12 protein-coding genes are annotated in these 13,372 nt (G+C 69.7%); 8 read left to right on the top strand and 4 right to left on the bottom strand.

The window, feature by feature from the left end; translation table 11 throughout:
* Positions 1-120 precede the first annotated feature (120 nt).
* The gene (locus OOK38_RS08530; RefSeq protein WP_266762123.1) at positions 121-873 is read right to left on the bottom strand and encodes a DUF2625 family protein; all 753 of its coding nucleotides are present in this window, start codon (positions 871-873) and stop codon (positions 121-123) included.
* A gap of 47 nt (positions 874-920) precedes the next feature.
* Entirely contained in the window at positions 921-1,256 is a 336-nt protein-coding gene (locus OOK38_RS08525; protein ID WP_266762125.1) for a hypothetical protein, read from the bottom strand.
* 110 nt (positions 1,257-1,366) lie between these two features.
* Here OOK38_RS08525 and OOK38_RS08520 point away from each other — a divergent pair, with 110 nt between their 5' ends.
* The 5 genes from OOK38_RS08520 (at position 1,367) to OOK38_RS08500 (ending at position 6,471) form a co-directional block, all read left to right on the top strand.
* Positions 1,367-1,711, top strand: a complete 345-nt coding sequence (locus OOK38_RS08520; RefSeq protein ID WP_266762127.1) for a hypothetical protein — start codon at positions 1,367-1,369, stop codon at positions 1,709-1,711.
* 209 nt (positions 1,712-1,920) lie between these two features.
* The gene (locus OOK38_RS08515) at positions 1,921-3,189 is read left to right on the top strand and encodes an Ig-like domain-containing protein (RefSeq protein WP_266762129.1); all 1,269 of its coding nucleotides are present in this window, start codon (positions 1,921-1,923) and stop codon (positions 3,187-3,189) included.
* A 208-nt stretch (positions 3,190-3,397) separates the two neighbouring features.
* Entirely contained in the window at positions 3,398-4,864 is a 1,467-nt protein-coding gene (locus OOK38_RS08510; protein ID WP_266848298.1) for an ABC transporter permease, read from the top strand.
* Positions 4,865-4,905: 41 nt separating this feature from the next.
* Positions 4,906-5,589, top strand: a complete 684-nt coding sequence (locus OOK38_RS08505) for an ABC transporter ATP-binding protein (RefSeq protein ID WP_266762133.1) — start codon at positions 4,906-4,908, stop codon at positions 5,587-5,589.
* A gap of 111 nt (positions 5,590-5,700) precedes the next feature.
* Positions 5,701-6,471 (top strand): group II truncated hemoglobin, encoded by a 771-nt coding sequence (locus tag OOK38_RS08500; protein WP_266848296.1) that lies wholly within the window; start codon positions 5,701-5,703, stop codon positions 6,469-6,471.
* Positions 6,472-6,571: 100 nt separating this feature from the next.
* Here OOK38_RS08500 and OOK38_RS08495 read toward each other — a convergent pair whose 3' ends face one another.
* Positions 6,572-7,486: a helix-turn-helix domain-containing protein gene (locus OOK38_RS08495; RefSeq protein WP_266762137.1), complete on the bottom strand. Its 915-nt coding sequence runs from the start codon at positions 7,484-7,486 to the stop codon at positions 6,572-6,574.
* Between the two features lie 173 nt (positions 7,487-7,659).
* On the opposite strand from OOK38_RS08495, the gene OOK38_RS08490 reads away from it, so the two are divergent.
* The 3 genes from OOK38_RS08490 (at position 7,660) to OOK38_RS08480 (ending at position 11,969) form a co-directional block, all read left to right on the top strand.
* Positions 7,660-8,700: an NAD(P)-dependent alcohol dehydrogenase gene (locus OOK38_RS08490; protein ID WP_266762139.1), complete on the top strand. Its 1,041-nt coding sequence runs from the start codon at positions 7,660-7,662 to the stop codon at positions 8,698-8,700.
* A 391-nt stretch (positions 8,701-9,091) separates the two neighbouring features.
* Positions 9,092-11,161: a restriction endonuclease gene (locus OOK38_RS08485; protein WP_266762141.1), complete on the top strand. Its 2,070-nt coding sequence runs from the start codon at positions 9,092-9,094 to the stop codon at positions 11,159-11,161.
* Positions 11,162-11,462: 301 nt separating this feature from the next.
* Positions 11,463-11,969 carry a hypothetical protein gene (locus tag OOK38_RS08480; RefSeq protein WP_266762143.1) on the top strand — a complete coding sequence of 169 codons (507 nt, stop codon included), beginning with the start codon at positions 11,463-11,465 and terminating at the stop codon, positions 11,967-11,969.
* A gap of 153 nt (positions 11,970-12,122) precedes the next feature.
* Here OOK38_RS08480 and OOK38_RS08475 read toward each other — a convergent pair whose 3' ends face one another.
* Positions 12,123-13,352 carry a serine hydrolase gene (locus OOK38_RS08475; protein ID WP_266762145.1) on the bottom strand — a complete coding sequence of 410 codons (1,230 nt, stop codon included), beginning with the start codon at positions 13,350-13,352 and terminating at the stop codon, positions 12,123-12,125.
* Positions 13,353-13,372 lie beyond the last annotated feature (20 nt).

Genomic DNA, 13,372 nt, shown 5'->3' with positions numbered 1-13,372 from the left:
GTCCCGGGACACCGGCCGGGGCGAGACGTCACGCAGAGACGCCGGAGCGCTACGGGGGTCCGGTCGCGGCACGTGACCCCTCGGCCGCCGCGCGTGGACGCCGGGTCACCGTCCGGTGCCTCAGACGTCGCCGAGGAACCCCGGGTCCACCTTGTCCAGTTTCAGGCCGAAGTCCCGGTGCAGGGCGAGGAGTTCGGCCAGCGGCACCGCTCGGCGGCTCGTCGACATGAGGTCGCGCCGTGCCTCCGCCGACCACAGGAACGGCACCACGGACAGCCCCTGCGTGCCGGTCAGGGCACCGGACTCCGCCCGCCAGCCCGGCCATCGCAGCGTGTCGTAGAAGTGGTCCGTGCCCTCGCCGAGGAGCCACTGGAGCCAGGCCCCGTGGCCCACTTCGAGCGCCTCCCACTTCAGTGAGTCCGGCGCGAAGTACACGACCTCGCCGGGATGCCCGGGGCGGCCCACCGCCTCCGGGTCGGCGCCGTTGAGGACGAACACCCCGCCCAGCACGTCGTGGCCGACGACGAGCCCGCCGTCCCGGGGGCGCCAGGCCGGATCGAACCGCTCGGGGAACTCGTTGACCTCGGCCAGCGAGGGAAGGTCCGTCGAACCGCCGGGCAGGCCCGCGGTCGGGTCCTCGGCCGGGCTGCCGTAGATCCGCAGCCACCCGCTGTCCAGCACCACCCCACCGCAGTTGAGCACCATGCCGCCCAGCCAGGACCGCGCCGTGATCTGCAGTTGCAGCAGGCTGGCGCCGCCCAGGTCGGGGTCCACCGGAAGGACTTCCATGGACACCCCGCTGGTGGCGAGCGCCTTGGACAGCAGGGGCCAGGCAGGTTCCTCGACGTCGGTCAGCTCGCTCAGCTCTCGCATGGCTTCCCTGTGCTGTGGGTTGACTGTCCGGAGTGCGGTCGGTGCGCTCAGTAGGCCATCGTGCGCTCACGGCGCACGGAGTACGTCACGAATCCGGCGCCGAGGGCGAGGGAGAGCGTGCCGCCGACGAGATACGGCGTCGTATCTATGCTGCCGGTGTCGGCGAGCAGGGTCTGATCACCGTCGGACTCCGTGTCCGGCGCGGTGGCCGACTCCGTGGAGATCCGTGTCGCGGTGGTAGTACCTGCCGGTGCGGACGCGGGCGCCGACCCGCTCGGTGTGGGTACGTCCTGGGTCGCGTTGGCGGACGGGACGAACCAGAGGGCACCCAGGAGGGTCCCCGCTGCGGTGGCGGTCAGCAACGATCGACGTGCGGCGGACACGAAATATCGATCCCCTTGTGGCGCTGGCGAATTGGCCGTGTGGGGCGATGCTAATGAAAGGCGCGGGTCGTGGGAAAGTCGCGCATCGCGTGGGCCGTACGCTCCCTCTCATGAGTACCCCTGAGACATCACGGTTTGTCCGGCTTCGGGTCGAACTGGTGCTGGAGATCGACGACTCCGACGCCGTCACCAAGGCCGCGCTGCGCCGGATCGGCGAGGACGCGGCCATGCCGGCCGACGAGCGGTCGCACGCCGAGGGCGCAGTGACGGAAGACACGGCCGAGGCCCTCGCTTATCTCGTCGACCCGTTCGACCTGGTCAGCGAGGTGCCGGGGATCGAGCTCGCCCAGGCGTCCTGGAGCAGCGAGCCCATCGACTACGACCCCGATTCGCCGGATTGGGACATCGACGAGGATGATGCTGACGAGGACGACGAGGAAGACGTACGCGGCTGACGCGGCTCGGGAAATCAGTGACCCCGGTCGGCAACCGCCGCCCGGGGTTTTCTCGTCTCCGGAGACGCACAGGCCGCCTCGCGTCACTCCCGTCCCGTTCACCCGGACGTGGCGTGGACCACACTTCCGCGAGAAGTGGAACGGGACGAACCGGTCTTGGCGTTGGAGATTGTTACGGGGCTCTTGTGTCTTTTCGGGATTCGGCAACGATGGAGAAGCGTGTGATGACGAACAGTAAGCGGCGCAAGCGTCTGATGACCGCGTCCGCACTGCTCGGCGGGGTGCTGGTGCTCTCTGCGTGCAGCGGAGGCAACGACAAGGCCAGCGAATCGGACGGCGGCGACAGCACGTCGGCCGCCAAGGTCGACGAGGCTGCGGCCAAGAAGACCTCCGAGGCCCAGATCAAGATCACGCCCAAGGACGGCTCCGACAACGCCTCGATCAACAACGGCACGGCGGTCACGGTCAGCAAGGGCTCGCTCACGTCCGTCACGATGAAGACCGCGACCGGCACCGCCGTCGCCGGTCAGATATCAGCGGACAAGAAGAGCTGGAAGCCCCTCAACCGGCTGGAACGCGCCACCACGTACAAGATCGCCGCCGAGGCCGCCGACTCCGAGGGCCGCACCGCCCACGAGAACGCGTCGTTCACGACGGTCTCCCCGTCCAACAGCTTCATCGGCAACTTCACGCCGGAGGACGGTTCCACCGTCGGCGTCGGCATGCCGGTCTCGATCAACTTCGACAAGGCGATCACCAACAAGGCCGACGTGCAGAAGGGGATCTCCGTCTCCTCCAGCAGCGGCCAGGAGGTCGTCGGGCACTGGTTCAACGCCAACCGCCTGGACTTCCGCCCCGAGAACTACTGGACCGGCGGCTCCACCGTCACCCTCAAGCTGAACCTCGACGGCGTCGAGGGCGCGAGCGGTGTCTACGGCGTGCAGCAGAAGACGGTCACGTTCAAGATCGGCCGCAACCAGGTCTCCATCGTCGACGCCCAGACCAAGACGATGAAGGTCACGCAGGACGGCAAGACGATCAAGACCATCCCGATCTCCGCCGGTTCGCCCGAGAACAAGACCTACCAGGGCCAGATGGTCATCTCCGAGAAGTTCAAGGAGACCCGGATGGACGGCTCGACGGTCGGCTTCAAGAAGGACGACGGCAAGGGCGAGTACGACATCAAGGACGTGCCGCACGCCATGCGGCTGTCGAACTCCGGCACCTTCATCCACGGCAACTACTGGGGCGCGAAGTCCATCTTCGGCTCCGTCAACACCAGCCACGGCTGTGTCGGCCTGTCCGACACCAAGGGCGCCAAGGACGCGAACACGCCCGCCGCGTGGTTCTACAACAACACGCTGCTCGGTGACGTCGTGGTCGTCAAGAACACCGGCGACAAGACCATCGCCCCGGACAACGGCCTCAACGGCTGGAACCTGGACTGGGCGGCCTGGAAGGCCGGTTCGGCCGTCTGATCCCTGGGCGCGACCCGACGGTCCGGGATCGAGGCATGATCTGACGGTCCGGGACCGAGACACGACCCGACGCCGATGCGGCGGCGGCCCCCACGGGCCGCCGCCGCATCGGCGTTTCTCAAAGGTTTCTGGGCCCGGCCACAGCCTTCTCATCGTTCTCTTATTTCGGCCTTATGGCTTCATCACACGCCGTACCTAGCTTGCGGCCATGTTCTTCACCTACCTGAGGCGCGAACTGCGCCGCCGCAGAAAGGCGGCCCTCGTCGTCGCCTCCGGGCTCGCCCTGGGCATAGCCCTGGTCATCGTGGTCAGTTCCGTGTCCTCGGGCATGGAAAAGGCCCAGGGCAAGGTCCTCCAGTCGCTGTACGGGCTGGGGACCGACATGACGGTCACCAAGGCCGCCGCGCCGGCCGCCAGTTCCAGCGACCGCCCGCGCTTCAACTTCGACGCGAGGGAGAGCGGTTCCGACAAGGAGCAGAGCAGCGACCGCGTCATGGTCCAGGGCTTCCAGACCCTGGCCTCCTCGACCGTCGCCAAGGTCGACTCCCAGAACGGCGTCGCGGACGCCGTCGGCGGACTGAGCCTCCAGGTCATCCGGGTCAACGGCCAGTTCACCCGTGGTCAGTTCCAGCAGGACCCCAACAGCGGTAACCAGCAGGGCGGTCGGGGTGGCGGTGGCGCTCAGCCCTCGCCGCAGGGCACCGTCAAGGGCGGCGGCGCCGACTTCGACGTCAACAACTACTCGGTCTACGGCACCGACGTCACCAAGCCCGCCCTGGGCCCGCTGACTTCGTCGAAGATCACCAGCGGTCGTACGTTCAAGACCTCCGAGACGAACGCCAAGGTCGTCGTCGCGGACAAGTCGTACGCCAAGGAGAAGAAGCTCAAGCTCGGTGGCACCGTCACCGTCAAGGGCGTCAAGTACAAGATCATCGGCATCGCGACGCCCGACAGCGGCGACGCGGCGGCCAACCTCTACATCCCGCTCAAGCAGGCGCAGACGCTCAGCGACTCCAAGAACAAGGTCACCACGATCTACGTCAAGGCGTCGGACTCGCAGCAGATCTCCAGCGTCAAGAGCACCATCCAGAAGAACATCTCGGGCACGACGGTCACCACCTCCGCCGACCTCGCGGACACCGTCTCCGGCTCCCTGTCCACCGCCTCCGACCTCGCCTCGAACGTCGGCAAGTGGCTCTCGATCGCGGTGCTCGTGGCCGCGTTCCTGGTCGCCGGCCTGCTCACCTCCTCCGCCGTCTCCCGCCGGGTGCGCGAGTTCGGCACCCTCAAGGCGCTCGGCTGGAAGTCGAGCCGGGTGACCCGTCAGGTGGTCGGCGAGGCCATCGTCAACGGCCTGGTCGGCGGCGCCCTCGGTATCGCCCTCGGCCTCGCGGGCGCCTACGTCGTCACCGAGATCAGCCCCAACCTCCAGGCACAGCTGGGGAACACGGGCGGCGGCGGCCCGGGCGGCGGTCCCGGCGGAGGCGGCTTCGGCGGCCCGGCGCGGCAGACCGCGTCCAAGGCCCTCGACGTCGCGCTCACCGCACCCGTCAGCGTCGACACCATCGTCGTCGCGGTCGCCCTGGCCGTCGCCGGCGGCCTGATCGCCGGCGCCTTCGGCGGCTGGCGGGCCTCCCGGCTGCGCCCCGCGGACGCCCTGCGCCGCGTCGAATAGGCCCCGCCCCTCACGTACTTACGTATCCCAGGAGTTGCACCATGTACGAACTCAGAGGCGTCACCAAGCGCTATACGCGGGGCAAGGAAACGATCGACGCACTCGCCGGAATCGACCTGACGATCGGCGACGGCGACCGGCTCGTCATCCAGGGCCCCACCGGTGGCGGCAAGTCCACCCTTCTCCAGATGCTCGGCGGGCTCGACCGTCCCACGGCGGGCAGCGTCGAACTCGACGGCACCGACATGGCGAAGCTGTCCGAGGCGAAACTCACCAGGGTGCGCAGCGAGAACATCGGCTTCGTCTTCCAGAGCTTCAACCTGATCCCCACGCTCACCGCCCAGGAGAACGTCGAGACAGCGCTCGTACCGCTCGGTGTGAAGACGAAGGAACGGCGTGAACGGGCCGCCGCGGCACTGGAGTCCGTGGGGCTCGCCGAGCGGCTCGGACATCTGCCCGCCGAACTGTCGGGCGGTCAGCAGCAGCGTGTGGCGATCGCCCGCGCCCTGGTCAAGCAGCCCAAGGTGCTGCTCGCCGACGAGCCCACCGGCAACCTCGACGAGTCCATGCGCGACGAGATCATGGACGTACTCGAAGCCATGTGGAAGGAGCACGGGCTCACCTTCATCATGGTCACGCACGACTCCTCGATCGCGAGGAAGGCCCCGCGCGTCGCGACCATCCGCAAGGGGAAGATCACCGTCAAGGAGAACGCGGGAGCGTAGCCGGGACGGGCCGACCCCCCTCCGTCCGCGACGCGGGCGGGGATATGTGCCAGGAGCGAACGGGCCACCGGAAAGAGGGCTTCCGGTGGCCGTTCGTGTTTGTGTGGGGGCATGACCGCTTCGACAGTCGAATACATCCGTTACCGGATTTCCGAGCACCAGTCGGCGGAGTTCCTCGCCGCCTACACCCGGGCCGCGGTCCAGCTCGCCGCGGCTCCGCAGTGCGTCGACTACGAACTCGCGCGCTGCGAGGAGGACTTCGAGCACTTCGTCCTGAGGATCACCTGGACCTCGACGGAGGACCACGTCGAGGGCTTCCGCAAGTCCGAGCTCTTCCCCGACTTCCTCGCCGAGATCCGCCCCTTCATCGGCAACATCGAGGAGATGCGCCACTACAAGCCGACGTCGGTGCGTGGCCAGGGCGCCTCCGTGCCCACGCTCTACGCCTGGGCGGGCGGCGCCGAGGCCTTCACCCGCCTCACCGAGGCGTTCTACGACAAGGTCCTGAAGGACGATCTCCTCGCGCCCGTGTTCGCGGACCTCGCCCCCGAGCACGCCGCTCATGTCGCCCTCTGGCTCGGCGAGGTCTTCGGCGGACCGCCGGCGTACTCCGAGACCCAGGGGGGCCACGGCCACATGGTCGCCAAGCACCTGGGCAAGGGCATCACGGAGGCGCAGCGCCGCCGCTGGGTCAATCTGCTCCAGGACGCGGCCGACGACGCGGGACTCCCCACCGACGCCGAGTTCCGCTCCGCCTTCCTCGCGTACACCGAGTGGGGCACGCGCCTGGCCGTCTACTTCTCCGGCCCGGACGCGAAGCCGCCGGCGGAGCAGCCGGTACCGAAGTGGACCTGGGGGGCCGCACCGCCGTACCAGCCGTGATGCCCGGCCGGGCCCCCCGCGGGCTGCCCCGTCGCCCCCACCGGTGCGGCGGGGCGACCACCGGGCGCTCAGCGGCCGTGACGCCTACCGGGGGTGACCTCTATTGGGGTGAGGAAGTGCCTGCGCGGGTCGCGTCGGTTCCCCACGAGGCCAGCAGCCGCAGCGCCTCCGCCGAGCTCGACCCCGGCTCCGCGTGATAGGTGACGAGCGCCAGCTCGGCATCGCCGACCAGCCGGAACGACTCGAACTGCAAGGCGAGGTCGCCCACCAGAGGATGCCGCAGCAGCTTCACCCCGTGGCTCTTCTCCTTCACGTCGTGCGTCGCCCACAGCCGCCGGAAGTCCTCGCTCTTCACGGACAGCTCACCGACCAGCGCGGCCAGCCGCGGATCGTCCGGATGGCAGCCCGCGTCCATGCGCAGCAGACAGACGATGTCGATCGCCTTCTGCTCCCACTCCACGAACAGGTCCCGGTACTCGGGCCTGAGGAAGACCATCCGCGCCCAGTTCCGCTCCTGCGGCGGCAGCTCCGACCAGTCCCCGAAGACGGCCGCGGCCATCCGGTTCCAGACGAGCACGTCCGAGCGCCGCCCGGTGATGTACGCCGGGACGCCGTCGAGCGTGTCGAGCAGCTGACGCAGGGCGCCCCGCACCTGCTGCGGCCGGGCCGCCTGCTTCTTCTTGTGCTGCTTGGGCTTCGCGAGGTGCGTGAGGTGGTTGTGCTCGGCGTCCGTCAGGCGCAGCGCCCGCGCGATCGCGTCCAGCACCTCCGCCGACACATTGCGTCCGTTGCCCTGCTCGAGGCGCGTGTAGTAGGCGACGGACACCCCGGCCAGCTGGGCCAGCTCCTCGCGGCGCAGTCCGGGCACCCGGCGGTGCCGTCCGAAGTCCGGCATGCCGACGTCCTCCGGCTTCAGCCGGGCGCGGCGGCTGCGCAGGAACTCGCTGAGCTCGGCACGCCGGTCCAGCGGGTGAGCCGCCTCACCGGCGGGCCCCGCAGAGGGCTGTTCATCCATCCATCCAGTATTCCCCGTCGTACGCAGGCGAGCCTGACCCCGCCAGTAGTAGGACCAGCGGACATACGCAGAGCCGTGACCTGGGTGAATCCTGAGGGATCGGGCAGGCTGGATGCCGTGCCCGACGGAAGACAGCCGGGCACGGTCCACCCCCTCCCGAGGAGAACCCCGGCATGACCACTGTCGCCGCGTACGCCGCTCCCGCCGCCAAGGCCCCGCTGGAGCGCACCACCATCGAGCGCCGCGAGGTCCGAGAGCACGACGTCCTGATCGACATCAAGTTCGCCGGCATCTGCCACTCCGACATCCACCAGGCCCGCGAGGGCTGGGGAGAGGCCATCTTCCCGATGGTGCCGGGCCACGAGATCGCCGGCATCGTCTCCGAGGTCGGCTCCGGCGTCACCAAGTTCAAGGTCGGCGACCGTGTGGGCGTCGGCTGCCTGGTCGACTCCTGCCGCGAGTGCGACAACTGCAAGGCCGGCCTGGAGCAGTACTGCACCGGCGGCGGCGTGGGCACGTACAACGCCGTCGGCAAGGACGGCGAGCCCACCTACGGCGGCTACTCCGAGAAGATCGTCGTCGACGAGAACTACACCCTCCACATCCCCGACGGCATCTCCCTCGACGTGGCCGCGCCGCTGCTCTGCGCCGGCATCACCACGTACTCCCCGCTCAAGCACTGGAACGCGGGCCCCGGCAAGAAGGTCGCCGTCCTCGGCATGGGCGGTCTCGGCCACATGGGCGTCAAGATCGCTCACGCGCTCGGCGCCGAGGTCACGGTCCTCTCCCAGTCGCTGCGCAAGAAGGACGACGGTCTGAAGCTGGGCGCCGACCACTACTACGCCACCAGCGACCCCGAGACCTTCAAGGAACTGCGCGGCACGTTCGACCTGATCCTCTCCACCGTCTCCGCCCCGCTGGACCTGGACGCCTACCTCGCCCTGCTGCGCACGGACGGCGCCTTCGTGAACGTGGGCGCGCCCGAGGAGCCGGTCCGCCTCAACCTCTTCTCGGTGATCGGCGGCCGCAAGACCCTCGCGGGCTCCGGCATCGGCGGTATCCAGGAGACCCAGGAGATGCTGGACTTCTGCGCCGAGCACGGCTTCGGCGCCGAGATCGAGCTGATCAGCGCCTCCGAGATCAACGAGGCCTACGAGCGGGTGCTGGCGAGCGACGTCCGCTACCGCTTCGTGATCGACACCGCCACGATCTAGCGCTCCTGGCCGACCTCGCCGTCCTGGCCGACCTCGCCGTCCTGACCGGACAGGCAGTCATGGCCGGCCCCATGTGCACGGCCTCAGGGCGCCGTTCCCGTCGTACGACCGGAACGGCGCCTTCGTGCTTCCGGCGCCGGCCGTTCGTACGGCTGCCGGGTCCGGCCGCAGAGCCCCGGCGGCGGGGGCGGCCCGTCCGCGGAGGTGGCCCCCGCGCTCGGGCGCGCGCCGTCCGCGTCATGTGACCTGCGTCGATACCCCGCGCGGGCGGGCCTCGCAGAGTGGATGTGCGGGACGCCGATTACTGGATAGAGTCGCCTCCTTACACATGGTTGTGGGGACAACCAAGGGGCCTTTCGGCTGCCGACACCCTGGGGAGGGCCTGCAGCACATGAGTCGTCGCTCTGCCGGTTTTGTCGGCGTCTGGGCCGAGGTGCAACGGCAACAGCAGCGCCAGCAGGAGCTCGAGGCCAGACGGCGGAGACAGGAAGCTCAGCAGGCGCGGGCCCACCAGCGGCGAGCCGCCCAGGAGTACCGGGAGTACCGGCAGGCGGAGGCACAACGCCGTACCGAGGAACTGGACGCACAGGTCGCCTCGCTGCAGGGCCTTCTCGCCTCGGGGTGCCGGGCTCCTGCCTTCCGGGCCGCCTCGCTCATGCGCCCCGAGCAGATCCAGCCCTTCGCCCCGGGGCCGCTGGCTCAGCCGGTGGCCATGCCGGACATCGGCCAGTACCAGACGCAGAACGGCTGGACCGCGAGTCGCCGGGCACAGGCGCAGGCCGAAGCACAGGCACGCTTCGAGCGGGACTGGCACGCGGCCCAGGCCGCGGAGGCGCACCGGCTGCGGCAACTGACGTCCTACCAGCGGGAGTACCAGCAGTGGGCCGATGCCCAGCTGGCCGACGTACGCCGGCACAACGCCGGTGTCGTCGAGGTCTCCGAAGGGGTCCGCCGCAAGGATCCCGACTCCGTGATCGAGTACTTCTCCGCCGCCCTGTACTCCTCCTCCGCGTGGCCGGAGGGCTTTCCGCGGCAGATCGCCGCCGCCTACGACACCGCGGCCCGGCAGTTGGTGCTGGACTGGGAACTGCCCGCCTACGGCGTCGTCCCCGAGGTGAAGTCCGTCCGGTACCTGTCCGGGACCGATCAGGACAAGGAGACCCCGCGTCCGGTCACCCAGCGCCGGAGCCTGTACCGGGAGGTCCTCGCGCAGTGCGCCCTGCTCGTGCTGCACGAACTCTTCGGAGCGGATGAACAGGGCGCACTCGAGTCGGTGGTCCTGAACGGTTTCGTGGACGGGCACGACCCCACGACGGGCCGACCGGGCCAGATCTTCCTCACGACGGTCATGGTCTCCCGCTCCTCGTTCCTCGAACTGCACCTGGCGCAGGTGGACGCGGGCAGCTGCCTGGCCGACGGACTGCGCGGACAGCTCTCGGCCCGGCCGGACCAGCTCACTCCCGTACGGCCGAGCCGGCGGCCGCGGGATGTCGGGAACCGGGTCGTCGCCCACGGCGGCGACGAGGAACCGGACCTGTACGCCATGGATCCGATCGCGTTCGAGGAGCTGGTCGCCGATCTCTTCCGGGCCATGGGGATGCAGGCGGTGACGACCCAGCGCTCGAACGACGGCGGCGTGGACGTCGACGCGCTCGACCCGGCACCGATCAGGGGCGGCAAGATCGTCGTGCAGGTGAAGCGCTACCGCAGCACCGTGCCGCCCACCGCCGTACGCGACCTGTACGGGACGGTGCAGGACGCGGGCGCCAACAAGGGTGTGCTCGTGACGACGTCGGGGTTCGGTCCCGGCTCGCACGCCTTCGCCGACGGCAAGCCCCTGGAGCTCATCCCGGGACCTGAACTCGTCGACCTGCTGCACCGACACGGACTGCGCGGACGACTGGGCGAGCGCGGCCGTCCGGCCGCGGCGCGGCCGGCACCGTCGGCTCCGCCGGCGTCGGACCCCGGGCCGTCCGACGACTACAACATCCTGGGCATGTCGTGGACCGGAAGCGTCGCCCTGGACGTCTGCGCGCTCGTCTGCCGGGGCGGCCGTGTCCTCAGCGACGATCACTTCGTCTTCTTCAACAACCCCCGGACACCCGACGGTTCGGTGCGCGCACTGGCCGCGGTGGCGCCCGACAAGGCCGCGATCCGCGTCGCCTTCGACGGGCTCCCGGCGGAGGCCGACCGGTTCGTACTCGTGGCCGCCGTCGACCCCGAGATCAACCCGGACTCCGACCTCTCCGGCTTCACGGACGCCGGTATCCGGCTGCTCGATCCGGACCTGGCCGAACTGGACCGGCTCGACGTCTCCGACGGCCGGCCACGAGAAACCGCCCTGGTACTCGGTTCCTTCCGCCGACGGGCCGACGGCGACTGGAAGTTCGTCCTCGGCGGCAAGGGCTACACCGGCGGCCTGGAGGAACTCGTGCGGGACTTCGGCATCGTGGTGGATTAGCCCCCCGCACGCGATCTTTGCCGGGACATGAACGACGCCGAGCGGGAGCGGAGTTAGCGTCCCGAGCGGGAGCCGAGTCGGTGTTCCGAGCGGATCCCGAGCGGATCCCGAGCGGATCCCGAGCGGGAGCCGGATCGGTGTTCCGGTCGGGAGCCGAGGCGGCACTTCGTTCGGGAGCCGAGTCGGCGTCCGGGTCGGGAGTCGAGGCGGCGTCCCGGTGGGGGATCGGTCAGGGATCGACGGAGATCGTCGGGAATCGTCGGGGGGACGGGTGAATCGTCGGGGTCGGCTCCGGGCGGGAGTGCCGACGGGGCGCCCACCGCTGCTCCTGATCGCCGGCCTGTTCGCCGCGGGCGCCGTCGTGACCTGGCTCGCGGCAACCCATCTCGGCTATGCCACGGGTCTGGCGGGCACGCCGGGGCATCTCCGGGTCGAGACCTGCTTCTGGGACCGTGCCGGAGGCGGCCACCGCTATCGGCACTGCAGCGGTATCTTCCGCTCCGCAGACGGGAGCGTCGTGGACGCCGATGCCACGTTCGACACGAGGCTGCCCATCGGCAGCTCGGTCGCGTTGCGGCGGACGGCTTCCGCCGGATACGAGCAGCCGGGTGTCGCCGCCTCGTGCGGGTGGCTGGCGATCTCCCTGCTCGGCCTGATGGTGCTGTTCCTGGGTTTTCTGGCCGCCCGCAGCAGAGCGGGTGGGCGTCGGACGCCCCGTGCTCTGCTGGTGCTGTTCGGCGCGCTGAGCGCCGCGATGCTGCTCAGCGCGCTCGTCGGGGGAGTGGCGGGGATGGCCGGGGGACTCTGAAGGGTCGGCGGCCGACGCGACAGGGGCACGACCGGGAGCGGGTGACGCCCCTGCCGTGCCCCTGCATCTCCTGCCGTGCTCCGGCCGCCGGGCCTCCTGGCGCGTTCCGGCCCCGGGCCTCCGGTCGCGCTCCGGCCTTTCCGGACGGGGTGCCTAGTTCGGGTTGATGTTCCCGGCGTAGACGTTGTTCGGGGTGACGATCTCCGTGATGGCCCTGGCGAGCAGCGTGGACGGCTCCTGGCCGTCCACCGAGGCGTCGGTGTTGAGCATGAGGACGAGGGTGGCCTTCTTCGACGGCAGGTAGACGGTCACGGTCTCGTATCCCGGCAGGGAGCCGTTGTGCCCGATCCATCCGCTGGCGTTGAAGATGCCGAGGCCGTAGCTCGTTCCCGGGAAGCCGGTCGGCAGCGTCTTGAGGCGCTGTGCCTGGGTCTCGGGGCTGAGCAGGGTGCCGGTGGCGACGACCTTGGCCCAGCGGCGCAGGTCGTGCAGGTTGGAAATCATCGCTCCGGCCGTCCAGGCCCAACTGGGGTTCCAGTCGGTGGCGTTCGCGATGCCGCCGTTCAGCGTCTGGTCGGTGTAGCCCTGCGGGTGCGGCTCGGGGAACTCGTTCCCCTTCGGGAACAGCGTGTGACGCAGGTGAGCCGGGCGGAAGACCCGCTTGTCGAGGAAGTCGGCGATCTTGCGGCCGCTGACCTTCTCGATCACCAGGCCGAGCAGGACGAGATTGGTGTTGGAGTACTGGAACTCCGCGCCGGGCGCGAAGGTGTTCGGATGCTTGTAGCCGTACGCGAGCAGTTCCCGCGGGGTGAAGCTGCGCTGCGGGTTGCTCAGCAGGTCGTGTTCGAAGTCCGCGTCGGAGGTGTACGGGAACAGGCCGCTGCGCATCTCGGCGAGCTGACGCAGGGTGATGTGGCGTCCGTTCGGCACGCCCTTGATGTAGTCGGAGATCGGGTCGTCCAGCCCGATCCGATGGTCGTCGACGAGTTCGAGCAGCGCGGTGACGGTGAAGGTCTTGGTCTCGCTGCCGATCCGGACGTAGGAGTCGACCCGCATCGGCTCGCGGGTGGCGGTGTCCGCGACACCGGTCGCGCGGACGTAGTTCCCCTTGCCCGGCATCCACAGTCCGACGACCACACCGGGGATGTTCGCCTCCTGGCGGACGTCCTCGATCGCCTTGTCGAGCCGGGCGGTCAGCTCGGGGCCGAGTCCGTGCCGGGGACAGTGGTCCTCGTCGTACCGGTCGGCGCCCGCCGGGTGGAGGGCCGCTGTGGGGACCCCTGGTGCGTGGACGGCCGCGGCGGGGGTGGCTGTCATCGGGGCCAGCACGGACGCCACGAGCAGTGCTGCGGCGAACGGACGGCGGTAGGTGGTACGTCGCATGTCGGGGCGCCTCTTCCGGG

This window comes from Streptomyces sp. NBC_00568, assembly GCF_026341855.1.
Classification (GTDB): Bacteria; Actinomycetota; Actinomycetes; order Streptomycetales; family Streptomycetaceae; genus Streptomyces.
This window is presented reverse-complemented; position numbering and strand designations above follow the sequence as displayed.